This window comes from Cupriavidus sp. 05T41, assembly GCF_056396525.1.
Genome location: NZ_JBFTLQ010000009.1, coordinates 98,713 through 121,997, shown reverse-complemented (window position 1 = coordinate 121,997; position 23,285 = coordinate 98,713). Strand labels below are relative to the sequence as shown.

The 23,285-nt window shown below is 68.4% G+C and carries 24 protein-coding genes; 12 read left to right on the top strand and 12 right to left on the bottom strand.

Features of this window, described 5'->3' with window-relative positions; genetic code table 11:
- Positions 1 to 7 precede the first annotated feature (7 nt).
- On the bottom strand, positions 8 to 745 hold the full coding sequence (locus AC1DKV_RS07915; protein WP_477137574.1) for a Gfo/Idh/MocA family protein: 738 nt from the start codon (positions 743 to 745) through the stop codon (positions 8 to 10).
- Positions 746 to 1,087: 342 nt separating this feature from the next.
- Here AC1DKV_RS07915 and AC1DKV_RS07910 point away from each other — a divergent pair, with 342 nt between their 5' ends.
- Entirely contained in the window at positions 1,088 to 2,218 is a 1,131-nt protein-coding gene (locus AC1DKV_RS07910; RefSeq protein ID WP_441643252.1) for an alkene reductase, read from the top strand.
- Positions 2,219 to 2,249: 31 nt separating this feature from the next.
- Here the strand turns inward: AC1DKV_RS07910 and AC1DKV_RS07905 are convergent, their stop codons facing one another.
- The gene (locus AC1DKV_RS07905; protein ID WP_477137573.1) at positions 2,250 to 3,179 is read right to left on the bottom strand and encodes a LysR family transcriptional regulator; all 930 of its coding nucleotides are present in this window, start codon (positions 3,177 to 3,179) and stop codon (positions 2,250 to 2,252) included.
- 244 nt (positions 3,180 to 3,423) lie between these two features.
- Between AC1DKV_RS07905 and AC1DKV_RS07900 the strand changes: the two genes are divergently transcribed.
- The 4 genes from AC1DKV_RS07900 (at position 3,424) to AC1DKV_RS07885 (ending at position 7,162) form a co-directional block, all read left to right on the top strand.
- Positions 3,424 to 3,834, top strand: coding sequence for a cupin domain-containing protein (locus AC1DKV_RS07900; RefSeq protein ID WP_477137572.1), 411 nt, complete (start codon positions 3,424 to 3,426; stop codon positions 3,832 to 3,834).
- A gap of 77 nt (positions 3,835 to 3,911) precedes the next feature.
- Positions 3,912 to 4,889: a tripartite tricarboxylate transporter substrate binding protein gene (locus AC1DKV_RS07895; protein WP_441617114.1), complete on the top strand. Its 978-nt coding sequence runs from the start codon at positions 3,912 to 3,914 to the stop codon at positions 4,887 to 4,889.
- A gap of 106 nt (positions 4,890 to 4,995) precedes the next feature.
- The gene (locus AC1DKV_RS07890; protein WP_477137571.1) at positions 4,996 to 5,982 is read left to right on the top strand and encodes a tripartite tricarboxylate transporter substrate binding protein; all 987 of its coding nucleotides are present in this window, start codon (positions 4,996 to 4,998) and stop codon (positions 5,980 to 5,982) included.
- A gap of 7 nt (positions 5,983 to 5,989) precedes the next feature.
- Entirely contained in the window at positions 5,990 to 7,162 is a 1,173-nt protein-coding gene (locus AC1DKV_RS07885) for an acyl-CoA dehydrogenase family protein (protein ID WP_477137570.1), read from the top strand.
- A gap of 192 nt (positions 7,163 to 7,354) precedes the next feature.
- Here the strand turns inward: AC1DKV_RS07885 and AC1DKV_RS07880 are convergent, their stop codons facing one another.
- From AC1DKV_RS07880 to AC1DKV_RS07860, 5 genes are all read right to left on the bottom strand, one after another.
- Positions 7,355 to 7,513, bottom strand: coding sequence for a DUF3309 family protein (locus AC1DKV_RS07880; protein ID WP_477137569.1), 159 nt, complete (start codon positions 7,511 to 7,513; stop codon positions 7,355 to 7,357).
- An 80-nt stretch (positions 7,514 to 7,593) separates the two neighbouring features.
- Positions 7,594 to 7,776, bottom strand: a complete 183-nt coding sequence (locus AC1DKV_RS07875; protein ID WP_441617011.1) for a glycine zipper 2TM domain-containing protein — start codon at positions 7,774 to 7,776, stop codon at positions 7,594 to 7,596.
- Between the two features lie 222 nt (positions 7,777 to 7,998).
- Complete coding sequence (locus AC1DKV_RS07870; protein WP_477137568.1) at positions 7,999 to 8,859, bottom strand: NAD(P)-dependent oxidoreductase; 861 nt, start codon at positions 8,857 to 8,859, stop codon at positions 7,999 to 8,001.
- A 186-nt stretch (positions 8,860 to 9,045) separates the two neighbouring features.
- Positions 9,046 to 9,819, bottom strand: coding sequence for a GIN domain-containing protein (locus tag AC1DKV_RS07865; protein WP_477137567.1), 774 nt, complete (start codon positions 9,817 to 9,819; stop codon positions 9,046 to 9,048).
- A gap of 148 nt (positions 9,820 to 9,967) precedes the next feature.
- Positions 9,968 to 10,147: a hypothetical protein gene (locus AC1DKV_RS07860; RefSeq protein ID WP_441617005.1), complete on the bottom strand. Its 180-nt coding sequence runs from the start codon at positions 10,145 to 10,147 to the stop codon at positions 9,968 to 9,970.
- A 481-nt stretch (positions 10,148 to 10,628) separates the two neighbouring features.
- On the opposite strand from AC1DKV_RS07860, the gene AC1DKV_RS07855 reads away from it, so the two are divergent.
- Positions 10,629 to 10,790, top strand: a complete 162-nt coding sequence (locus AC1DKV_RS07855) for a hypothetical protein (protein WP_441649721.1) — start codon at positions 10,629 to 10,631, stop codon at positions 10,788 to 10,790.
- Between the two features lie 45 nt (positions 10,791 to 10,835).
- On the opposite strand, the gene AC1DKV_RS07850 is transcribed toward AC1DKV_RS07855, so the two are convergent.
- The 4 genes from AC1DKV_RS07850 to AC1DKV_RS07835 form a co-directional block, all read right to left on the bottom strand.
- Positions 10,836 to 11,339 carry a phasin family protein gene (locus AC1DKV_RS07850; RefSeq protein ID WP_477137566.1) on the bottom strand — a complete coding sequence of 168 codons (504 nt, stop codon included), beginning with the start codon at positions 11,337 to 11,339 and terminating at the stop codon, positions 10,836 to 10,838.
- Between the two features lie 208 nt (positions 11,340 to 11,547).
- A complete protein-coding gene (locus AC1DKV_RS07845) occupies positions 11,548 to 12,579 on the bottom strand; it encodes a tripartite tricarboxylate transporter substrate binding protein (RefSeq protein ID WP_477137565.1) in 1,032 nt (343 codons plus the stop codon).
- Positions 12,580 to 12,812: 233 nt separating this feature from the next.
- Positions 12,813 to 15,002, bottom strand: a complete 2,190-nt coding sequence (locus AC1DKV_RS07840; protein ID WP_477137564.1) for a cation:proton antiporter — start codon at positions 15,000 to 15,002, stop codon at positions 12,813 to 12,815.
- 190 nt (positions 15,003 to 15,192) lie between these two features.
- The gene (locus AC1DKV_RS07835) at positions 15,193 to 16,119 is read right to left on the bottom strand and encodes a LysR substrate-binding domain-containing protein (protein WP_477137563.1); all 927 of its coding nucleotides are present in this window, start codon (positions 16,117 to 16,119) and stop codon (positions 15,193 to 15,195) included.
- Positions 16,120 to 16,253: 134 nt separating this feature from the next.
- Here AC1DKV_RS07835 and AC1DKV_RS07830 point away from each other — a divergent pair, with 134 nt between their 5' ends.
- Both AC1DKV_RS07830 and AC1DKV_RS07825 read left to right on the top strand, forming a co-directional pair.
- Positions 16,254 to 17,228: a 3-hydroxyacyl-CoA dehydrogenase family protein gene (locus tag AC1DKV_RS07830; protein WP_441616993.1), complete on the top strand. Its 975-nt coding sequence runs from the start codon at positions 16,254 to 16,256 to the stop codon at positions 17,226 to 17,228.
- A gap of 48 nt (positions 17,229 to 17,276) precedes the next feature.
- Positions 17,277 to 18,119, top strand: coding sequence for a beta-keto acid cleavage family enzyme (locus AC1DKV_RS07825; RefSeq protein WP_477137562.1), 843 nt, complete (start codon positions 17,277 to 17,279; stop codon positions 18,117 to 18,119).
- 44 nt (positions 18,120 to 18,163) lie between these two features.
- Here the strand turns inward: AC1DKV_RS07825 and AC1DKV_RS07820 are convergent, their stop codons facing one another.
- Positions 18,164 to 18,433 carry a copper resistance protein CopQ gene (locus tag AC1DKV_RS07820; RefSeq protein WP_477137561.1) on the bottom strand — a complete coding sequence of 90 codons (270 nt, stop codon included), beginning with the start codon at positions 18,431 to 18,433 and terminating at the stop codon, positions 18,164 to 18,166.
- A gap of 492 nt (positions 18,434 to 18,925) precedes the next feature.
- Here AC1DKV_RS07820 and AC1DKV_RS07815 point away from each other — a divergent pair, with 492 nt between their 5' ends.
- The 4 genes from AC1DKV_RS07815 to AC1DKV_RS07800 are packed head-to-tail and all read left to right on the top strand — an operon-like array spanning position 18,926 to position 23,281.
- A complete protein-coding gene (locus AC1DKV_RS07815; protein ID WP_441616987.1) occupies positions 18,926 to 19,588 on the top strand; it encodes a CDP-alcohol phosphatidyltransferase family protein in 663 nt (220 codons plus the stop codon).
- A gap of 6 nt (positions 19,589 to 19,594) precedes the next feature.
- On the top strand, positions 19,595 to 21,370 hold the full coding sequence (locus tag AC1DKV_RS07810; protein ID WP_477137560.1) for a bifunctional alpha/beta hydrolase/class I SAM-dependent methyltransferase: 1,776 nt from the start codon (positions 19,595 to 19,597) through the stop codon (positions 21,368 to 21,370).
- Positions 21,370 to 22,788 carry a phosphatase PAP2/dual specificity phosphatase family protein gene (locus AC1DKV_RS07805; protein ID WP_477137588.1) on the top strand — a complete coding sequence of 473 codons (1,419 nt, stop codon included), beginning with the start codon at positions 21,370 to 21,372 and terminating at the stop codon, positions 22,786 to 22,788. Before AC1DKV_RS07810 ends, AC1DKV_RS07805 begins: the two co-directional genes overlap by 1 nt.
- Complete coding sequence (locus tag AC1DKV_RS07800) at positions 22,769 to 23,281, top strand: hypothetical protein (protein ID WP_441616983.1); 513 nt, start codon at positions 22,769 to 22,771, stop codon at positions 23,279 to 23,281. Before AC1DKV_RS07805 ends, AC1DKV_RS07800 begins: the two co-directional genes overlap by 20 nt.
- Positions 23,282 to 23,285: the final 4 nt, after the last annotated feature.

Sequence of the window (23,285 nt, the reverse complement as noted above, 5' to 3'; positions counted from 1 at the left end):
CGATGGCTCAGGGCACGTCGGTACGCCGGCCGCTTGCGGACGATTCGGCAGCCGCGTCGAGCAGCCTGTGCATGCGCACGGCGTCCTMGAAATCCGGCGCCGCGACCGAGCGGGGCCACCCCGTGGCATGCAGCAACATGTCGAGGAAGTGGCCGGCATAGATGGCGATCACGCTGGAGAAGTTCTCCGGCGGCGCCGTCCAGCGCAGCGCAAGCGGCCTCAGCGCCTGGAAGTAATTCATGCTGACGTGCATGCGCACGGAGCGCAGCTTGCCCACGTAGCCCTGCGCCAGCAGATCCCGCAGGTAGCGGTTGTGTGGCGCATGGCGGCGCTGCAGGCCAGCCACGTGGCGTACGCCCCGGTCTTGCGCCAGTTGCAGCAGTTGTTCCGAAGCCGCGGTGCTGGTCGAGAGCGGCCATTCGCAATAGACGTCCTTGCCGGCGGCGATGGCCGCGCGCACGGCGCTCTCATGCTGCGGGGCGGTGGTAAGGACGATGACCAGGTCGACCTCGGGATGCGCCACGAGTGCTTCCAGCGAATCGGCGACGTGCAGGAAGCCGTATTGCCTGGCAGCTGCCGTTGCGGCCTCGCGCCGCTGGCTGTAGATGGCCGACAAGGCATAGCGGTCGCGCAGCAGGCTCAGCACGCGCAGGTGGCCGTGCCGTGCCCAGTTGCCGATGCCGATGATGCCGACGCGGATGGGCGCGCCGCCCGTGGCGCGTGCGGCGATGGGGTGTGAAGTCATGATGCCTCTGGATCCGTGCTTGACGAGGAAGGCAGTCTAGGCGCGGGGAGGCAAAAGAAAAACGCTCGCGGACTCCGAACACTCTGGAGCGCCATGGAAGTAATCGGGGGCGGCCCCGGCAGGCGCCACTGCCCTGGCCGGGGGTGACTTTGGACACTGGTGTCCGCAGTGATTTGCCTGCTGGCCCTCTACCGCCGCGGCCGCCGGGCGCCAGATCGGGTCATGAGGCCGGCGCCCGCTGCTGCAGGCAAAGCAAGGGGCGGCGGCACCGGGAGATCGCATTCCGTGCACAACATTCCCTGCACGATATTCACTGATATTCACTGCCAGGAGTCCATCATCATGACCAGCAAGCTCTATACCCCGACCCGCATCGGTGCCGTCGAACTCACGCATCGTGTCGTCCAGGCACCGCTCACGCGCTTGCGTTCAGAGCAGCCMGGCGATGTGCCCGGTGCGCTGATGGCCACCCACTATGGCCAGCGTGCCTCCGAAGGCGGCCTGCAGATCGCCGAGGCAACCACGGTCTCCGTGGTGGGCCGTGGCTATCTCGGCGCACCCGGCATCTATTCGGACGCGCAAGTCGAAGGCTGGCGCAAGGTCACCGACGCGGTGCATGCCAGGGGCGGCCGCATCTTCCTGCAACTCTGGCATGTCGGGCGCCAGAGCCATGTCGACATGACCGGTGGCGTGCCGCCGGTAGCGCCTTCGGTGGTGCCGTTCGAACAGGTGGTATTCACTGCGCACGGCTGGGTCCCCGTATCGCCGCACCGCGCGCTGGCGCTGGAAGAAATMCCGAGCATCGTCGAAGAGTTCCGCCAGGCTGCGCGGCGCGCCATGCGGGCGGGCTTTGACGGCGTGGAAGTCCACGGCGCCAACGGCTACCTGCTTGACCAGTTCCTGCAGGACGGCACCAACAAGCGTACCGATGCCTACGGCGGGCCGGTGGAGAACCGCGCGCGCCTGCTGCTTGAAGTGGTCGAGGCGGTGGCTTCGGTTTGGGGCGGCGACCGCGTGGGCGTGCGCATCGGGCCGAGCGGGACGTGGGCCTCGATGTCCGACAGCGATCCGCAGCAGACCTTCGGCTACGTTGCGCAACAGCTCAATCGCTTCGGGCTGGCCTATCTGCATGTGATCGAGCCGCGTATCGCCGGCGGCGAGGCGCCGGAAGAGGGCAAGCCGCCGGTGGCCGCCGCCCAGATCCGCGCGCTGTTCAAGGGCCCGATCATCGCGGCGGGTGGCTTCGAGCGTCACGACGCGCAGGAGATCGTGGAGCGCGGCCACGCGGACCTGGTCGCGTTCGGCCGCCATTTTTCCGCGAACCCGGACCTGCCGGATCGCCTGCGCCAGGACCTGCCGCTGAACCCGTACGACCGGGATACTTTCTGGGGCGGCGATCAGCGTGGCTACAACGACTTCCCGACCTATCCGGAGGCCCGGGAGCATCAGGACGGGAATCGCCAGGCCGCCTGATCCGCCTACTTGCCGGGAGCGCGTGGCGGGCCTAGGCTTGCCGCGCGCGCGCACCCGGCGGGCGCGTTGGCTTCTGTTCAGGCAGCAGATGCTCGACCAGATAGTCGACGAACACCCGCACCTTGGGCGACAGGTAACGGCTGGAAGGCCACACCGCGCGCAGCCAGCCGGTGTGATCGAGGTAATCGTCCAGTACGCTGACCAGGGTGCCTTCGGCACGCTGCCGGCGCACGGAGTAGTCCGGCACGCAGACGATCCCGAGCCCCTGTTCGGCCAGTTCCACCAGCGGTTCCACCGAGCTTGCCGTGGCGGAAACCGGGAGCTCGAAGTCGGGGTCCGTTGCATCCGCCGCGAACGGCMAGCGCTCGAGCTTGCCGCTGGTCGGGAACTTGTGGTGCAGGCAGGCGTGGGACTTCAGGTCGTGCGGCCGGCGGGGGACGCCCGCACGCTTGAAGTACGCGGGCGAGCCGAACAGTTTCAACTGGTACTGGCTCAGCGTATGCGCCGACAGCCGGGTGTCGCCTACATCGCCGGTGCGTACCACTACGTCGAAGCCTTCTTCGATGACGTTGACCAGGCGGTCGCTGAAATCGAGGTCCATCTCGATCTCGGGATAGGCAGCCATGAAGCGGCCGACCACCGGCGTCAGCACCGATCCCACCAGCGGCATGCTGACGCGCAGCCGTCCACTCGGCGCGCCGCGCGACTGCGCCAGTTCCAGTTGCGCGTTTTCCAGCTCCGCGAAGATGCGCTTGCAGCTTTCCAGGAAGATCCCGCCTTCGGGCGTCAGCGAGATGCTCCGCGTGCTGCGGTGGAACAGCCGCACATGGAGCCGCTCCTCCAGGCGCGCGACCGTCTTGCCGACGGCGGATGGCGAGACCCCGAGCTGYCGCCCCACCTCGGTGAAGCTGCGCGCCTCTGCCGCGCGCACGAAGACATTGAGGGCCGCCAAGTTGTCCATGATCGTTCCAGTCCGCCCAGGTGCTATGTCGTGCACTGGATTCTATATCGGCAGGGGCGGGCGCGCGGCGAGGGGCCCGGCGCGTCCCGCCGTCCGGCGCGGTGTCTGCGGGCCGCCTTATTTCCCCATAAGTAGTTGACTAGGTTTTTCACATGTATAAAATCTAGTTCACAAACATGAAAATAGCCGGTCCCACACGTTCATGCTCMATCAGCGTGCAGCGCGGCCGGCAAGGAGACGATCGATGGCCTCATCGCCAACCCCGCTGCCCGCGCAGCCAAACTTCTTCGTCCGTACCGAGGATGTCGCCGGCTATCACCCTGCCAATCACGTCGGCACGCTGAACCGCCGCATCATCGGCCGGGAGAACRTGGGCGCCACCCAGCTGGAGGTCATCCACGGCACCATCGAGCGTGGCAAGGGCGCCTTGCCGCACGCGCATCCCGGCATCGAGCAGGTCTGCTACATGCTGGAGGGCAGGGCACGCGCCGAGGTGAACGGGCTTTCGCGCGAACTGGGCCCAGGCGACTGCTGCTTCTTCCCGGCCGATGCCATGCATGTATTTACCGTGATCAGCGACGAGCCGGTCAAGTTGCTGGTGATCTACGCCCCGCCTTACGAGGAATCGCCGCAGCGTGTGATCCGTCCGGCCTGAGCCTTGCCGCCCGCGGCGCGGGTGTGCGCTTGCGACGTTCGTAGTTCAAGCCTGGAAGGAGATGCAGACAGATGCAGATGACCTTGTCTTCCCGACGCCGGTGGCTGTTGTGCGCGGCGCTATTGACCTGCCTGCCGGGCGCGGCCTGGAGTGACGGCTACCCCAGCAGGCCCATCCGCATGGTGGTGCCGTACGCGCCGGGCGGGGCCACCGATGTCGTGGCGCGGCTGGTCTCGCAGAAGCTGGCGGAGGCGTTGAAGCAGCCGGTGGTGGTGGAAAACCGCCCGGGCGCCAACGGCATCATCGGCACCGACGCGGTGGCGCGCGCCGCGCCCGATGGCTACACGATCCTGCTCAATACGGCCGGCGCGCAGACCCTCAGCCCGGTGCTCTACAAGGCGGGCTACGAGCCGCTCAAGAGCTTTGCGCCGATCAGCCTGATCAGCAGCATCGGCTTTGTCATGGTGGTCCATCCCTCGGTGCCGGCAAAGACGGTGCAGGAATTCGTGGCGCTGGCGCGTGCCAAGAGCCGGCCGCTGAGCTTGTCGGCGGGCAGCAGCATGATCGAGCTGATCGGCGAGACCTTCAAGGCGACCGCCGGCACGCCGGACGTGGTCAGCGTGTCTTACCGCGGCACCGGGCCGCAGATGCAGGCGGTGGTGGCCGGCGAGGTGGACATGACCATCGATCCGTTCAACGCGATGGCGATGATCCGCGCCGGCAAGCTGCGGCCGCTGGCGGTGCTGTCGCCCAGGCGTTCGCCGGCGCTGCCCGATGTGCCCACCATGCAGGAAGCGGGTATCCAGGGGCTGAACTTCAATTCCTGGGCAGGCTTGCTGGCGCCCGCCGGCACGCCCAGGGAGATCGTGGCGCGGCTGAACCAGGAGATCGTGCGCATCGTCGCGCAGCCCGATATCAAGGCGCGGCTGGCAGCCATCGACTATGAGGCGGTCGGCAGCACGCCGGAGCAGTTCGCCACCATCATCGCCGACGACGCCGCACGCTGGGCCCGGCTGGTCAAGGACACCAACTACAAGGACAAGACCGCGCCTTGAGCGTGGCCGTCGATCACGCATGGCCGGCGCGACCCTTGCAGCCGGCGGCAACGGGACGCAGTGGGGATCAACCCGGATACGGCCGGAAACAACAGGAGACAAAGACATGGCAATGTTCACCACGCGGCGGCGCGCGGCTTTCTTATCGTTGGCGCTGGCGGCGGTGCCGTTTGCCGCACCGCATGCGGCAGCCGCMGACGCCTATCCCACCAAGCCGATCCGACTGGTGGTGCCGTTTGCCGCCGGCAGCGGCACCGATGCGGTGGCGCGCATCACCGCCAAGGAGCTGGGCGACGCCCTCAGGCAGAACGTGGTGGTGGATAACCGCCCGGGCGCCAATGGCGCCATCGCCGCCGAGATCGTCGCGCAGGCGGCGCCGGACGGCTACACGCTGTTCATGACCACGAACACGACGCACTCGGCCAATCCTTCCCTGATGAAGAAGTTGCCGTACGATCCGATCCGCGATTTCACGCCGGTGGCGCGCATGGGCAACCTGCCGTTCATGCTGGTGGTCAACCCCAAGCTGCCGGTCAGGACGGTGCCGGAGCTGATCGCCTATGCGCGCACGCATCCGGGCATGTCCTACGCCAGTGGCAACAGCACCGGCATCGTGTCGGGTGCGACCTTCGGGCGCCTGACGCAGCTGGACCTGCTGCACGTGCCGTACAAGAGCACGCCCMCGGCCATGACCGACGTGATCGCCGGGCAGGTGCCGATGATGTTCGTMGACGTGGCGGCTGGCATTGCCAACGTCAAGGCTGGCAAGCTGCGCGCGCTGGCGGTGACCACGGCGCAGCGCAGCCGGCTGTTGCCGGATCTGCCGCCGCTGGCCGACGCGCCGGAACTGAAGGGATTCGACATCACCTCGTGGAACGGCGTGTTCGCGCCCGCGCATGCGCCGGCCGAGGTGGTCGACAAGCTCAACCAGGCGCTTTCGCGCATCGCTTCGAGCAAGGAAGTGGCGCCACGCTTCGAGGCGCTGGGCTTCGAGGCATTCGGGCAATCGCCCAAGCAGTTCTCCGGTTTCGTGGCCGGCGAACTGGTCAAGTGGACCAAGCTGGTCAAGGACGCCGGCATCCAGCCGGAATGAGGCAGGCATGAACTTTGAAAGAACCCCCGAGCAACGCGCCATCGTCGAGGCGGTGACGCAATTGTGCGGCGACTTCGGCGCCGATTACTGGTCGGGCCTGGACGAGCAAGGCAAGTTTCCCGAAGCCTTCCACCAGGCCATGGCCAAGGCCGGCTGGCTCGGCATTGCCATGCCCGAATCCTATGGCGGTGCCGGGCTGGGCATCACCGAGGCGGCGCTGATCATGCAGGCGGTGTCGGCCTCCGGCGCCGGTTTCTCCGGTGCGTCCGCCATCCACATGAATGTGTTCGGGCTCAATCCGGTGGTGGTGTTCGGCAGCGCGCGCCAGCAGGAGGCTGCGCTGCCGCCGCTGATCGCCGGCACCGAGAAGGCGTGCTTTGCCGTGACCGAGCCGKACGCGGGGCTCGACACCACGCATCTCAAGACCCAGGCCGTGCTGTCGGCGGACGGCAAGAGCTACCGCGTGGACGGGCGCAAGATCTGGATCTCCACCGCGCAGGTGGCCGACCGCATGCTGCTGCTGGCGCGCACCACGCCGCTGGACAAGGTGGCCAAGCCGACCCAGGGGCTCAGCCTGTTCTACACGTCCCTGGACCGCAAGCACATCGAAGTGCGCGAGATCCACAAGATGGGCCGCGCGGCGGTGGACTCGAACATGCTGTTCATCGACGGGTTGCAGGTGCCGGTGGAGGACCGCATCGGCGAGGAAGGGCGCGGCTTCGAGTACATCCTGCACGGGCTCAACCCGGAGCGCATCCTGATCGCCGCGGAAGCCGTGGGCCTGGGCCGCGCGGCGCTGGAGGCGGCCACCCGCTACGCCCGCGAGCGCACCGTGTTCGGCCGGCCGATCGGCCAGAACCAGGGCATCCAGCACCCGCTGGCGCAGGCCTGGATGGCGCTGGAGGCGGCAGACATGATGGTGTGGAAGGCCGCGTGGCTGTACGACCAGGGCAAGCCCTGCGGGGCCGAGGCCAACACCGCCAAGTACCTCGCCGCCGAGGCCGCGCATCAGGCCTGCCAGACCGCGGTGCTGACGCTGGGCGGCATGGGCTATGCGCGCGAGTACCAGGTGGAGCGCTACCTGCGGGAGTCGTACATCCCCCGCATCGCGCCKGTCAGCGCCCAGCTGATCATGTGCCATATCGCCGAGCGGGTACTGGGTTTGCCGAAGTCGTACTGAAACCGAAGGCACGGAGCGAAGGCATCCGCGTGCCGGGGCGGGACGTGCGGGCCGCGATTCTTTAGCGTTTATCCTGGCAATCCCGCTCCTGGGCGTCTCATTCTTTCAGCGATGAAAATAATAAAAAACGCGCCGCTGGCGACAGCGGCGCGTTGTGCTTTTCCCTGCAAGCTGTTTCTTMCATCCCTCGTCCTACAATCGGCCCATCACTAGCAGAACCACCACGACCAGTACGACGAGGCCAAGGCCGCCGCTGGGGTAATAGCCMCAGCCTGTGCTGTACGGCCAGGCCGGCAGCGCGCCGAGGAGCAGAATGATCAGAAGGATAAGCAGGATMGTGCCGATGGCCATGATGGGCTCCTTTTCGGTTGGATTTCCGTTGTTGGATTTCCGTTGTTTCCAGCGGTAGTGCCTCGCTTGCATGCCCGGGCTTACTTGCCCAGCTCGTGGCCGATCACACCGCCGGCGACGGCGCCGCCGACCGTGGCGGCAGTGTTGCCGTGCGAGAGTTCATGCCCCGCCACGCCGCCAGCCACGGCGCCGGTGGCGGTGCAGCCATTCAGGCCCATCAGAAGTGCGGCACCCGCGATGAGCGCGCTGGCAAGTCTCAACATGGCGGTCTCCTGCATGCATGATTTGCGATGGCGGTGCAGGCGCGCGGTACGCGTCTGCCATGCATCCAAGATAGCTGGGCGCGACGGCGCGCCCAGCAGGTCATGCGCTGATATGGATGTAGGAATTGGACGACGCCGCGTGTGCGGCGCCGCTAGCCTGGAAGCGGCGGGAGGGGAAATCGAGCTGCGCGAACCAGCCCCGGCGGGGCGGCCGGCAAGCGATCAGCGCAGGCGCTTGATGAGCGAGGAGGTATCGGCGCGGCCGCAGCCGTCCTGCTGCAGGTCGGCATAGAACTGGTCGACCACGGCGGTCACCRGCAGGCTGGCGCCGTTGCGGCGTGCTTCGTCCAGGCACAGGCCCAGGTCCTTGCGCATCCAGTCCACCGCKAAGCCGAAATCGAACTTGTTCTCGACCATGGTCGGGCCGCGGTTCTCCAGTTGCCACGAGCCCGCGGCGCCCTTGCTGATGACGTCCAGCACCACCGGCATGTCCAGCCCCGCGCGCTCGCCGAAGGCGATGGCTTCGKACAAGCCTTGCAGCAGCCCGGCAATGCAGATCTGGTTGACCATCTTGGCCAGCTGGCCCGCGCCGGCGCCGCCGATGCGGGTGACGGCGCGCGCGTAGGCGCCCAGCACGGGCGCGACGCGGTCGTACGCGGGCTGGTCGGCGCCGCACATGATGGTGAGGATGCCCTTCTGCGCGCCCACCTCGCCGCCCGAGACGGGCGCGTCGACGAAGTGCAGGCCGCGCTCGGCGGCGGCGGCATACAGCTCGCGCGCCACATTGGCGCTGGCGGTGGTGTGGTCAACGAAGACACAGCCGGCCGGTGCCTKGGTGAAGGCGCCGTCGGCGCCGGTCATCACCGCACGCAGGTCGTCGTCATTGCCCACGCAGGAGCAGACTGCTTCGGCATCCTGCGCGGCGAGCGCCGGGGTGGCCGCGGATTTGCCGCCGAACTCGGCCACCCACTGCGTGGCCTTGMTTGCCGTGCGGTTGTAGACCGTGACCTGGTGGCCCTTGGCGGCGAGATGGCCCGCCATGTGATAGCCCATGACGCCGAGGCCGATAAATGCAACACGCATGACTGGAAAGCTCCCTGACCGGCAGGCCAACGTCGTGCGTTGCCTGCCCTTGGCGCGGGGCAGCCGTTGCGGGGCGCCCGCAGAATGAGAAAACCGGGCGGTAAGCCCGACGAAGCAGCGAATGCTGCCATTCTTGCACTGCAACGTCAACCGCGCCTGCGGCGCATTCCTGGCCCGGGCGCGCGGCTATTCGAACGACACCTGGCCGGAGCCGGTGCGGCTGACATGGCGCTGCATCGGCCGGCCGCGGACGACGATCTGACCGGAACCGGCGAGCGCGATGCTGGCCTCGTCCGAGGCAATGCCGAGAATGCGGCCCGAGCCGCTGAGCCAGGCGTCCAGCCGGCTTGCCCGCAGCGCGCCGGCGTCCACGTTGCCCGAGCCCGAGAGGGCGGCCCGCACTTCGCCGGCCTGGCCTTCGGCCACGATGGAGCCGGACCCGGAGAGCTCGAGGTCGATGGTGGCMTCGCGCAAGCCGCTTGCCCGCAGGGAGGCGGCCCCGGGAATGCTGACCGCCTGCAGCGACGGCGCGCCGATGGCGACCTTCAGCGGCGCCGCCAGCACGACCGGCGCCTTCAGGTCGATCGACAGGCGGCCGTCGGCAACGGTGGTCAGCACCAGCGGCAGCACGTCGGCCGGGCCGGTGATGGCCACCGAGAAGCCGGGATTGGCCGCAGGGCTGACCGAGAAGACCGCGGTGACCGGCGCGTTGAGCTGCACCCCCGAGAATGCGCCCGGATGGCGCAGCTCGGTCTTCTCCGGGCCGCTTGGGCGGAGCGCCTCTTGCGAAGAAACCACCTGGCCGTTGACGATGACCACGCTGCTGCTGCTGCTGCCCGAGCCGGGCGTGGACACCGTCGTGCTCTGGTTGACGATCACCGTGCCCTGTTGCGCCGTCGCGCTGCCGCAAAGGCAGCAGGTGGCCAGCGCGCAGACGCGTAGCAGAGTAGTGCAGGCCATGGCTATCCTCGGTTGGGGAAGCAGGACAAGGGCGGGCTAGCCTGCCGTTTGCCGGCTGTCCGCCGGTTCGGTCGCCGGGCCTGTGGTGGCCGGGCGCGCGTCAGCGTCCCGGTGGAAGGTGTACTTGTCCTTGCCGGTCCTCTTGGAATCATAGAGGGCTTCGTCGGCTTTGATCAGGGCGTTGGCCAGCAACCAGCATCGCCCAGATCGGACGGGCGGCTTCATCGATGCCGTCGAGCACCATGCGTGCGCCGGCGCAGAAGGCGACCACGAAAGCGAAGTTGAGGACTTCGAAATGCCGGGCGCGACGCATGAACGGCACGGCCACGGTCAGTGCCGAAACGGTGTTGGCGCGCGCCGCGGGTCATCGCGGCAGGCCATCTCCGGCAGTCGTGCAAGGCGCGGCAAGCGTCGCCGGGTGGCTTGGTGGTACGGCACTCACAGTACCGCGCGGCGAGGTTTCCCGCACCTTGTGCGCGTGGCTATGCTTAAGACGTAGTACGGCAACCGGCGCCGGCAATCACATGACGACGGCATGCCGATGCCTGGCGCGGGCATTGCGCGCTGGCGGTTGTGCAGGAGGGTGTATGAGAACGCTGGGCTTGCTGTTTGCCACATCGCTGGCGATAGCGCTGCCGCTGCGCGCGGGTGCGGCAGGTTGCCAATATGACATGCAATGCAAAGGGGAACGGATTTGTCAGCAGGGCCAGTGCGTCGCCCCACCCGATGACGATGGCACCGACGGCGGGAGTGCGGCGTCCCGCTCCGCCCAGGTTCCTCCCGCAAGCTCGGCGCCGGCCTCGGCGCGCATGACCAAGAGCGCGCCGGCCCCGAGCGAGCCACGCTTTTGCTGCACGGTGGCCGGCAAGCTCAGGCCCTACGGCAACATGTCCTCCGACACCGCCGTGGGCGATGCCTGCCAGGGTGCGACCAACTCCGGCAAGCCCGTTCCGGGCACGGCCTGCCAGTGAGGAGGACCGCCGGGAGGGCAAGCGCGGAGCGGCTGCGGCAAGCGCTTAAGCAGATGCCTGCGTGGCGCCGCTGCMATTGCTGCMTGGGGCCGGCAGCAATGGCGCCGCGCCAGGCAGGTACGCCGTGACCCACTTGGTCATCGCGTCGCCCATGGCCGGCAACACGTTGCCCTGGTCGGGCAGGAAGTCGCGGCCCATCAGGCACCACTGGAACGGGTCGCTGCCGCTTATGGCGGCGAATTGCTGGTGCAGCCCCTGCGTCCATTGCAGTTGGGCGGCGTTGATGATTTCGTTCAGGCTGTTGAGATAGGCCGCCATGCGCTGGCCCATCACATCGGCCATTTCCGGGCGGAACGTGCCGAAGGTAAACGGCTGTGCCGCGGCTTCGGCCGCATACTCAGCGCCTTCCGCGAACAAAGCCTGTGCTGTTTGCGCGTTCAGTGCGCCGATCTTCTCCGCTGCTTGTGTCCATGTGTCGGCAAGGCCGAAAAACGGGTCCGGGAACGCCAGGTGTGCTTCGACAGAAGTGGAGCGAGGGGGTTGCGCCATTGAAAATCTCCGAGGGCGATGCCGGGCGCCTGCGGGGATTCCGCAGGCGGCACCAGAGCCTGCTGCGCCGCAGCATCGCTGCTAGTCAGCATAGGCGTATTCGACGCGGAGTCAAGAGCTGCAACATGCCCACGGTCCGTGTGGGCTGGCCGGCACCGGGGCGGTGCGGCCGCCATTTAGGGCGCTGCGGCCGGCTTTCGTTCCGCGTTTAGTCCGGCTTGACGCCGGCTTCCTTGATCACTGCGGTCCATTTCGCCAGTTCCGCCTTGATGCGCGCCTGGGTCTGCGCCGGCGTGGTCCAGGTGGCGATCGCTCCCTGATTGAGCAGCGATGCCTTGACCTCGGGCTCGGCCAGGATCTTCTTCAGTTCACTGTTGATCCGGTCGATCACGGGGGCCGGGGTGCCGGCCGGCGCGACAATGCCGAACATGGAGTTCACCTCGAAGTCCTTGAGGCCTGCCTCGCGTGCCGTGGGCACGTCAGGCAGCGCGGTGACGCGCTCACTGGTGGTGACGGCGAGCGCGCGGATCTTCCCGCCCTTGACATAGGACTGGGCCGCCGGCACGGTTTCGATCATGCTCAGCACCTGGCCGCCGATCAGGTCGGTCATGGCCGGGCCGCTGCCCTTGTAGGGCACGTGCAGCATGTCGACCCCGGCCATGCGCTTGAACATCTCGCCGGCCAGGTGCTGGGGCGAGCCGTTGCCGGCCGAAGCGAATGTGACGGCGCCGGGGCTGGCCTTGGCCAGCGCGATCAGCTGGGGCAGGCTGCCCGCTTTCACGGTGGGGTTGACCACGAACACCAGCGGCACGTTGCCGACGATCGAAATCGGCGCGAAGCTCTTTTCGATGTCGTAGGACACGCGGCTCTTGTACAGCGCCGCGTTGATGGCGTGGCTGGTCAGCGCGCCCATCAGCAGGGTGTAGCCGTCKGCGGGMGCCTTGGCCACCAKCTCKSCGCCGATATTGCCGKYSGCGCCSGSGCGGTTGTCGACCACCACCTGCTGGCCGAGCGCGGTGGAAAGATGCTGGGCCAGGGTGCGGCCGATCACGTCGGTGGCGCCGCCCGGCGGGTAGGGCACCACGAGGCGGATCGGCTTGGCGGGATAGTCGGCGGCGGCAGCCAGGCCGKGGCAGGCGGCGCCCGCCAGCAGGGCGCCGGCGCTGGCCAGCGCGCTGAGCAACAGATGGCGCCGGGGCGCGGAAACGCTGCGGCGAACAGAGCGTCGGAAGCCAGTCATGGGGGATCTCCTGCGCCGGGATGGTATGAGTTGGAATGCTGGCCGCTGCGGTCGCAGCGCKGGGACGCCCGGCTCGTCAGGGCAGAGTGTAGGGGGCGCCTCTTGATAGAAGAATCAGAATTTTTCTATCGACTGATCTGTATTTCCAATCAAATCAATCAGGCTGATCCGGACGGTGCGACGTTGCGGCATTGCCGCCTATCCGCTGGAGGAAGACATCGTCTTCCTGTGAACTAATAGGGTTCGCGTGTTTCAGGCTCGGGCTGGCGCCGGGGCGGCGGCGCCGCCGCGTGGCCGGGGCCTGCCGGCGGTGCCGGACGCGCTGCGGCGTCATCCCACGCGCTGCGCAGCGGTGGCCGCGGCAGGTTGGCCTGCCAGGCCCGCAGGATCACCTGGGCGATCTGGTTGTGGGCCTCCTTGGAAATCACATTCTCCTCGCGCATCGCCTCCAGCGAGCGCTGTCCTTTGCGCAGCGCGAACAGCATCAGCAGGCGCTTCTCCAGCGCCAGCGTGTAGCTGCCGAACTGGGCGCGCATCTCGTCCAGCCCGCCCTGCACCGATTTGGTCCGGTMTCCCAGCACGCCGTCGAGCACCGTGGCCAGGCGGGCGCCGAACACCGGCGTGAGCAGTGAGCGGTTGTATTGCCGCAGGCGTTCCAGCACCGTCTGGCGGCACACCAGCAGCTCGAAGCGGTCGGCCAGCGCGCGCGCCAGMGGCCGGTMGATCGACAGGCGCTGGTGCAGGAACAGCGCCACGCGGTAGCCGCGCTGGTAATCCAGGATGTGGCGCGCGGCGCGGTTGTAGCCCAGGCGCCCCTGTTCGCGCGCGGCATCGATCATGCGCGTGGTGTTGTGCACCATGGCATCGAGGTTGGCGACCGAGATCACGCCGTCGCCATATTCCGGGATCAGCTCGCGCTCGCGCGTGGCCAGCGTGACCAGCCCGATGCTGAGGCGGTCGCGCTCGGACAGCGCGCTATCGAAATCGAACTTCACCGACCCCAGCTCGATCTCGCGCCGGTATTGCAGCGCGACCTCGCGCGCGGCTGCTGGCGGCAGGCCGAAGGTTTCGGCGATGCGGTTGAGCGTGGCCTCCACCTCTTCGGTGGAGAGCTGGATGGCCTGGCGCTGGAGCGCCTGGTCCTGCGGCGACAGCCGGTCCAGGCCGAGCTGGCGGATCAGCCAGCGCAGCGTGGTGCCGTTKAGCAGCAGGCTGACCAGCACGAAGCCGGTCGCCAGGATGGCGATGAAATGGCGTGATTCGATCGGCAGCGCGTCGTTCTCGGCGATGCCCAGCGCCAGTACCAGCGTGACCGCGCCACGCAGGCCGCCCCAGGCGATCGCCAGCTTGTAGGCGCCGTTGATCGGCGCGCTCAGCTTGAGCCAGGACAGCAGCGGCAGCAGGCCKAACAGCGCCAGCAGGCGCGCGGCCAGCGCGGCCAGCACCAGTACCGCCAGCAGCACGCCGTGGTGCAGCGTCACCCCGGCCAGCATCGACGGCACGCGCACGGACGCCAGGAGGAAGACGACAGCTCCCGCGATGCCGGCGAACTGCTCCCAGATCATGCGCAGGTKGCGCCAGTTGCGCGGCCTCAGCCGCGTCGGGCCCAGCGCGCTGACCATCAGGCCGGCGCATACCACGGCCACCACGCCCGACACGCCGAGCATCTGCTCGGCCAGCAGGTACAGCGGATAGGGCAACGCCAGCGTGAGCGCGCCTTCGGCCATGGCCAGTCCGGCCAGGCGCGGCAGCAGGTCCGCCACCAGCCGCCCGGCGACGATGCCGCACAGCACGCCACCGGCGAAGGACCAGGCCAGCTCGCGCAGGCCGGCGGCCAGCGTGGCCTCGGTGCCGTGGCCGGTCAGCATGGCGACCAGCACGCCCGCGATGGCAATGGCGGCGGCATCGTTGAGCAGGCTCTCGCCTTCGACCAGCCGGATCAGCCGGGCCGGCGCGCCCACGTCGCGGAAGATGGCAATCACCGCGGCCGGGTCGGTGGTGGCGACCACGGCGCCGAGCAGCAGGCACACCACCAGGCTGGCGCCGCTGGCCAGCGCGGTGACCAGGCCGATCACGCCGGTGGCCACKATCACCGCCACGATGGCCAKCAGCAGGACGGGCGCCGCGTCCGGCAGCATGTTGCGCACGTCGGCGGTCAGCGCGGCGTGGAACAGCAGCGGCGGCAGGAAGATCCACAGATAGGCCTCGGGCGGCAGGGCCGGATCGATCAGCGGATGGAGGAAGTGCCAGGCGAACTGCGGGGCGGAGGCATCGATGGCCACGTAGCCCGCGCCGATGGCAATGCCGATGRCCGACAGCAGGGTGGATTCCGGCAGCGACAGCCTGGCCGCGGCCACCTGCACCACGGCCACGATGGCCAGCAGGGCGCCGGCCAGGATCAGGACGTCGACGACGATATTCAAGCGCGACTCCGCAACGCTGGCGCGGCCCGGTACGGCGCTGGTGCTGGCGCAGATTCTGGCGCTGATGCTGGTGGTGCTGGAGATGATGTCACTGCGGGATCCTTGGACGGCGGCTGGCTCCGACCATACCCCGAATCGCCGGGCGCTTTCAAGCGCTGTACGGTTTGCTTGCGGATTGGCCCGGGCGGCTTCAGCCGGCCTGCGCMACGCCACCACCGGCCTGCGCCAGATGGGCCCGCAGCACGCTCGCCAGCGCAGTCGCGGCCGGCGACAGGCTGCGGTTGCGCGGTGTCACCAGGCCGATCGAGCGCTCCGTCACCGGCGCGGTCAGCAGGCGCTCGACGATGCCGGGCTGGCGCACCGTGCCGGCCGCGATCTCCGGCAGCGCGGCCACGCCAAAACCGCATTCGACCATGGCCGCGATGGTGGCCAGGTGCTCGGCCTCGAAGCCCGGCTGGAAGCGGATGCGGTTCTGCAGGAAGGCCCACTCGGCGTACTGGCGCACGMTGCTGGGATGGGTCATCGACACATGCTCGGCGTCCACCGTATCGGCCCAGCGCAGCGGCCCCTTGCCTTGCGCGAGCGGGTGCGTGGCCGGGATCAGCAGCACGAAGCGGTCGGACATCATCGGCTCGTAATGCAGATMGGCCTGCTGCGGGTCCGCCGCGGTCAGCGCAAAGTCCACCTCGCCGGCCCGCACCAGGTCGAAGGCGGGGCCGGAGAGCGTGTCGTAGACCTTGAGCGCGACCTTGGGATGGTCGCGCCGGAAGGCCATCAGCACACGCGGCAGCAGGCGTGCGGCGAGCGAGGGCAGGGCGGCCACGGCGACCTGGCCCCGCTGCGCGCTGGCAATGCCGCTGACCGCGTCGATGGTGTCGCGGAAGGCTGCCTGCAGCACAGCCGCCTGCCGCATGAAGACTTCGCCAGCCGCGGTCAGCCGCACGGTGCGGGTGGTGCGGTCGAACAGGCGCACCCCGAGCGACTCCTCGATGCGCAGGATCTGGGTGGACAAGGCCGACTGCGAAAGATGCAACTGGCCGGCAGCCTGGCGGAAGTTCAGGGTCCGGCCGAGCACCAGCGTGGTCTCGACATCGCGCATCGACAGGTTGATCTTCATTGGATTGATCTCGTTTTTAGATCATTTTATCTAAAAAATCTGATTCATCAATCAAAGGGGATTGTCTACACTGGCGCTCGCACTGTAAAACGCCCGCCTAAAGCCGTCATAGCCGTCATAGAAAAGGATCTGCCATGCCACACGCCCCCGTAACGTTCCCGCTTGCCGCTCCCGGCAAGGCTCACGCCGTGGTGGTCGGCGGCGGCACCATGGGTGCCGACGTGGCCGTCGTGCTGGCGCGGGCACATTGCCGCACCACCGTGGTGGAACCGGACGCCGGGCGTGCCGCCGCCGTATCGACACGMGTCGGCGCCAATCTCGCCGCCATCGGACCGGACGCCGAGGCCGGCATGTCCGGGCTGGCGGTGGCTGCGTCGCTTGATGCGATCGACTGGAACACGGTCGACCTGGTGATCGAATGCATACCCGAGCGGCTGGACATCAAGCGTGCCCTCTTTGCCGACCTGGTTCAGCGGGCGCGCTCCGACGCCATTCTCGCCAGCAACAGTTCCAGCTTCCCCATCAGCGCCATCGGCGAGGGCCTGGCCACGCGCGAGCGCATGCTCGGCCTGCATTTCTTCATGCCGGCGCACCTGGTGCCGCTGGTGGAAGTGGTGATGGGGGCGGGGAGTGCCGAAACTGGCGCAGACGCGCTGATCGCGTTCATGCGGCGCTGCGGCATGGTGCCCGTGAAGGTGAAGAAGGACCTGCCGGGCTTCCTGGCCAACCGCCTGCAGCACGCCTTGTCACGCGAGGCGTTCGATCTGATCGACCGTGGCATCGCMTCGCCCGAGGATGTGGACGCGGCGGTGCGTTTTGGCTTTGGCTTCCGCTTCCTGGCGGCCGGGCCCGTCATGCAGCGCGACCACGCCGGCATCGACGTGCATGCCGCGGCGGGCGCGACCATGTACCCTACCTTCTGCAATGCCGCCGAGCCGGCGCGCTGCCTGACCGAGCGGGCGGCGGACGGCCGCCACGGCATGAAGACCGGCGAAGGCTTCTACCAGTGGACGCCGCAGGCCATCGCGGCCGAGCGGGAGCGCTATGACCGGCTGCTGCGCGCGGGGCTCGACCTGATCGCGCCCGAGTTGCCCGCGATCGAGCCCTGATCCGAACCTAGACCTTATCCCGCACACGCCATCCATACCGAGCGCACCATGACCGAACAAGCCCTGCTGGCGGATTCGCCGCTGATCATTACCGTAGCACCGAACGGCGCGTACAAGACCGCCGCCGACCACCAGGCGGTGCCGACCACCGCGGCCGCGCTGGCGGCCGAGGCTCGCGCCTGCCTGGACGCGGGCGCGGCCATGATGCACATGCATGTGCGCCAGCCCGACGGCCGCCATTCCCTCGATGCCMAGCTCTACCGCGAGGCGCTGGCCGCCGTGAAGCAGGCGGTGGGCGATGAGTTGCTGGTGCAGGTGACCAGCGAGGCGGCCGGCATCTACCGCGCCGCCGAGCAGATCGCCATGGTGCGCGAACTGCGTCCGGAGGCGGTGTCGATCGGACTGCGCGAAATCGCGGTGCCGGATATCGCCGAAACCGAGCTGGCCGCGTTCCTGGCCTGGCTGGCGCAGGAGCGCGTGATGACGCAGATCATCCTGTACGACGCGGCCGACGTGGAGCGCTGGCAAGCGCTGCGCGCCCGGGGGCTGGTGCCGCCGGGCGCGTGGTCGGTGCTGTTTGTGCTGGGCCGGTACTCGGCCGGACAGGTTTCGTCGCCGCGCGACCTGCTGCCGTTCCTGCAGGTGTTCGACGGTACGTTGCCGTGGGCGATCTGCGCCTTCGGCCGCGAGGAGAATGCCTGCGTGACCACCGCGGCTGCCTTCGGCGGCCACGTGCGGGTGGGATTCGAGAACAACCTGAAGCTGCGCGACGGCAGCACCGCGCCAGGCAACGCGGCGCTCGTCGGGCAGGCTGCGGATGGCGCGCGGACCCTGGGCCGCCCGCTAGCGTCGGCCGAGCAGGCCCGCCGCATCTACGGCCAGATCCGCTGAGCACGTGCCGTCGGCCGGCGAGGGCCGGGCGGCAATGAGCGCGCTCACACGCCGTCGGTGAAGCTGTMGCGCGGGCCGGTGCGGGCGCCGTCGCTGAAGGGGTTGCGCGGGCTGATGTTGCCGCCGCCATCGGTGAACGGGTCGCGCGTCCCGTGGTTGCTGACGCCTTGCGCGCCTGCATCCCGCGGCTGCCCCGCGGCCGCGCCGTCGAGGTAGGGATCCACGCTGCGCGGGGCGGCGCTGGCGAAACCGGCCGCGCCGGCCAGCGTGGCGGCCGTGGCGGCGAGCAGCATGGCTTGCTTGAAAGTACGCATCGTTCTTCTCCGAGGATTTGCCGATCGCCATCGATCGACCTTGGAGGCAAGTCTAGAAAGACGGCGGCCACGGCAACATGACCCCCGCATGACAATGCTGTCATGCATCATCCCGGCTTTCAGCCCGCGTGGCTGCACCCGGCGACGCCGCCGCGCGGGCCGAGTCCTTCCCGGGCGGTTGGCGCAATACGCTCCTCAGGCATTCCTTCTATTGCGATCCGGCGCCGCTTCTCCAATCATGTAAGTGCGCGTCGTGGCGGTACCGCGCCCAATCGTGTCKAAAATGTGCCAAAAATCTCATAAATTMTTAATKATTKGCGGAAATGCGCAATCACGCTATCCTTGCGCGATTGTGGGGCGTGCTGCACACGGGAAGGTGTCTCGGGACGATTCTGGACGCTTCTGGACGCTTCGGAGACAGGGGCGCACGCGGCTCACGGCCGCACCATCATTGATGAAGCAGAAAACATAAGGCCTGAAACGGCCGCAAACATGACGCTTTACCAGATCAAACCGAAGTTCCAGGCTCTGCTGCGGCCCTTGGTGAAGCATCTTGCCGCGCGTGGCGTCACGGCCAACCAGGTCACGCTCGCCGCCGCCGCGGGCTCCCTGGTGATCGGCGCRCTGACGGCAGCGCTGGCCTGGCTTCCGGGCGTATTCCTGCTGATGCCGCTCTGGCTGTTCCTGCGCATGGCGCTCAATGCCATCGATGGCATGCTCGCGCGCGAACACGGCCAGCAAAGCGTGYTGGGGGCTTATCTCAATGAACTGGGCGATATCGTCTCCGATCTTGCGCTGATCCTGCCGTTTGCCATGGTGGCCCCGTTCGGTGCCGGCGAGGTCATGGTGTTTGCCGTGCTGGCGGTGATTGTCGAATGCGCGGGCCTGATCGGCCCGCTGGCCGGGGCCAGCCGCCGCTATGACGGCCCGCTTGGCAAGAGCGATCGCGCCCTGGTGCTGGGCGCGCTGGGGCTGTGGGTCGGTCTCGGCCGTGGACTGGCCCCGCTGGCGCACTGGCTATTTGTGCTGCTGGCCGTGCTGTCGCTGCTGACCATTGCCAACCGGGTACGCCGCGGGGTGGCCGAGGGCACGCAGGCCCGCAGCGCACGCACGCAGCCGCCACGCACCGAACCGTCTTCCCAACCCGTGGAGTGAACCTACGTGGACAGTCAAACCGGGCGTTCCGCCGTCGAGGCACAGTTCGAGACCCATGACGGGCAGTCGCTGTTCTACCGCCACTGGCCAGCCAGGGATGACGCGCCGCAGGGTGCCGTGGTGCTGTTCCACCRGGGCCACGAGCACTCCGGGCGCATCGCCCACCTGGTCGATGAGCTTGACCTGCCGGGACACGCCTTCTTCGCATGGGATGCGCGCGGTCACGGGCGTTCGCCGGGCGAGCGCGGATACAGTCCCAGCCTGGCGACGTCGGTGCGCGATATCCAGACCTTCGTCGACCACATCGCCGCCGTGCATGGCATTCCGGTCAGCCGCATCGCCGTGGTGGCGCAAAGCGTCGGCGCGGTACTGGTGTCCACCTGGGTGCATGACTACGCGCCACGGATCCGCTGCCTGGTGCTGGCCTCGCCGGCATTCAAGGTCAAGCTCTACATACCGCTGGCACGGCCTGGACTGAAGCTGATGCACAAGCTGCGCGGCAAGTTCTTCGTCAACAGCTACGTCAAGGCCAGGTTCCTGACGCACGATCCGGAGCGCGTTGCCAGCTACCAGCAGGATCCGCTCATCACGCGCCCGATCGCCGTCAATATCCTGCTCGATCTCTACGAGACCGCCGAGCGTATCGTGGCCGACGCGGCCGCCATCACGGTGCCCACGCAGCTGCTGATCTCGGGCGCCGACTGGGTGGTGCACCGCGCGCCACAGGACGCCTTTTTCGAACGGCTTGGCTCGGGCGTGAAAGAGCGTATCGTGCTGGACGGCTTCTATCACGACACCCTTGGCGAGCGCGACCGGGCGCAAGCCGTGACGGCCGCGCGGCGCTTTATCGTGCGCGAGTTCGAGATGCCGTCGGCGCCAGTCTCGCTGCTCGATGCGGACCGCAGGGGCGTCTTCAAGGACGAGTCCGACCGCCTGGGCCGGCCCGCAGCCGGCCCGGCCGGCATGTACTGGGCCCTGACACGGGCCGGCCTGAAGTTCGGCGGCCTGCTGTCGGACGGCGTACGCCTCGGGCAGCAGACCGGTTTCGACTCGGGCTCCACGCTGGACTACGTCTACTGCAACAAGGCGCAGGGCAGGTTCGGGATCGGACCGCTGATCGACCGCGGCTACCTGGACGCTATCGGCTGGCGCGGCATCCGCCAGCGCAAGGTGCATGTCGAGGAGTTGCTTGGCCAGGCCATCGGCACCCTGCGTGCCGCCGGCGTGCCGGTGCGGATCGTCGATATCGCGGCGGGCCACGGCCGCTACGTGCTCGAGGCCCTTGCCGCCAAGGTGTTCAACGGCTCCGCCGCGCAGCACGTGCAGAGCATCCTGCTGCGCGACTACAGCGACATCAACGTCAAGCAAGGCCGCGCACTCATCCGCAGCAAGGGCCTGGCGGATATCGCACGCTTCGAGAAGGGCGATGCATTCGACGGTGACGGGCTTGCCGCGCTCGACCCGGCACCCACGCTGGCCATCGTCTCCGGCCTGTACGAGCTGTTCGGCGACAACGCCATGGTGGCGCGCTCGCTGGGCGGCCTCGCCCGGGCGGTGGCGCCGGGCGGCTACCTGGTCTATACGGGGCAGCCCTGGCATCCGCAGCTGGAGTTCATCGCGCGCGCGCTGACCAGTCACCGCGCAGGTTCGGCCTGGGTCATGCGGCGCCGCTCGCAGGCCGAGATGGACGAACTGGTCCGCCAGGCGGGCTTCGAGAAGATCGCGCAGCGCATCGATCCGTGGGGCATCTTCACGGTCAGCCTGGCGCGCAGGGTCGCGTGATGTTCCAGCAGCAGGCCGAAGGCGGCAGCGCAGGCACGGCGCCGCGCATGGACGTTGCCGAAACCCGTCCGTGGGGTTTGGCGCTGGCMTTGCTCTGCGCCATGGGCGTGCTGTTTTTCTCTTCCTACGGCTTCGCCAACTGGCTGGCCAGCTTGCGCGCGGACGTGCCGTATTTCTACTTCGGGTGGGAACGGCATATTCCCTTCGTACCGTGGAGCATCGTKCCGTACTGGTCGATCGATCTGCTCTACGGCCTGTCCTTCTTCCTGTGGCGCACGCGCGCGGCGCTCATCACGCATGCCAGGCGGCTGCTGGCGGCGCAACTGATCTCGGTGGCCTGCTTCATCGCGTTTCCGTTGCGCTTTGCCTTCGAGCGCCCGCCGGCGGACGGCTTGCCGGGCCGTCTGTTTGCGCTGTTGGGCGGCTTCGACAAGCCGTTCAACCAGGCGCCGTCGCTGCATATCAGCTTGCTGGTGATCCTGTGGGTGGCCTATGCCATGCATGCGCGCGGTGCCTGGCGCTGGCTGCTGCATGTGTGGTTCGCGCTGATCGGCATCTCGGTGCTGACCACCTACCAGCACCATGCCATCGATTTGCCGACCGGCTGGCTKGTGGGCTGGTTCTGCGTCTTCCTCTTCCCGCTGGGGCAGGGCGAGCGGCGGGGCGTGGCCGGGCGCGGGGTGCGCACGCGCCAGCTTTCCGTGCGCTACGCCGCCGGCGCCMTGGGGGCCGGCGCGCTGGCGCTGGCGGTGCTGCCAGCCTCGGCCCTGGCGGCGTTGCTGCTTGGCTGGCTGGCGCTGGCGCTGGCCTGCGTGGCAGCGATCTACCGGCGGGGGTTGCCTGCGTTGTTCCAGAAAGGGCCCGACGGCAGCATGCCGATGGCGGCGCGGTGGGTGCTGGCGCCGTACCAGCTTGGCGCCTTTGCCAATTCGCGCTGGTGGACGCGCGGCCGGCMGCAGGCCAGCGAGATCGTGCCCGGTATCTGGGTGGGCCGCTTCCCCGACGCAGGCGGGCTGCGCCGGCTTGGCGCGCAGGCGGTGCTGGACCTGACCGCGGAATTGCCGCGGCTCGCGCCCGCCGGCATCCCCTATCGCTGCGTGCCGGTGCTGGACCTCACCGTGCCGCCGCCCGCGCAACTGGACGAAGCGGTGGCCATACTGGAAGCCTGGCATGGCGAGCGCCGCACGGTGCTGGTCTGCTGCGCGCTGGGCTATTCGCGCAGCGCACTGGTGGCCGCGGCCTGGCTGGCCGCACGCACCGGTGCGCGCGCCGTCGATGAGCCGCTGGCCCTGCTGCGCAAGGGGCGACCGCAAGTGGTGCTGCGCGCGGACAGCGTCGCGGCGCTGGCGGATTTCATCGGCCGCAGGCAGGCGGCGCAGTCTTCGGAAGGAACGGGCCATGGCGAGCGCAATGGATGACGACGGCCTGAACGACGGCGGCAGGCGCGATGCCGCCGCCGCGCACTGGGTGGCGCAGGCCACCGCGGGCGGGCTGGAAGCCGCGACCAGGYTGACATGGGCCGGGCTGGTGCTGGCGCTGATCAACGTACTGCTGGCCGGCACGCTGTCGCCGGCGGGCATGGTCTATCTCGCGCTGGGGATCGTGGCCGCCCTGTCCGGCGCCGTACAGTTGTGGCTGCTCGTGCGCGTCACCATCGATTGCCGGCTGTTCAAGGTGCTGGCCGATGTGATGGCGGATAGCGACGCCGGTGGCCTGGCGGGCAGTAGCGCGCCGCTGGCGGCACTGGATCGCGCGCTGCGGCAGTTGGGCTGGCTGAAGCCCGGCGTCCCCGGCGCCGCCAGCCGGAATCTGGTGGAGCGCGCCCGCGGCGCGCTGCGCTTGCTTCACTGGGCCGCGGTGCTGGCCGCCCTGCAATTGCTGGCGGCGCTGTTGCTACTCCTGCTGAGATAACGTG

What these genes read in the sequence shown, in the direction of transcription:
- AC1DKV_RS07895 (WP_441617114.1), top strand. Translation starts at nt 3,912, where the DNA reads ATGACCTTGTCTTCCCGACGCCGGTGGCTGTTGTGCGCGGCGCTATTG.
- AC1DKV_RS07875 (WP_441617011.1), bottom strand. Translation starts at nt 7,776, where the DNA reads ATGTTGAGACTTGCCAGCGCGCTCATCGCGGGTGCCGCACTTCTGATG.
- AC1DKV_RS07855 (WP_441649721.1), top strand. Translation starts at nt 10,629, where the DNA reads ATGACCAAGAGCGCGCCGGCCCCGAGCGAGCCACGCTTTTGCTGCACG.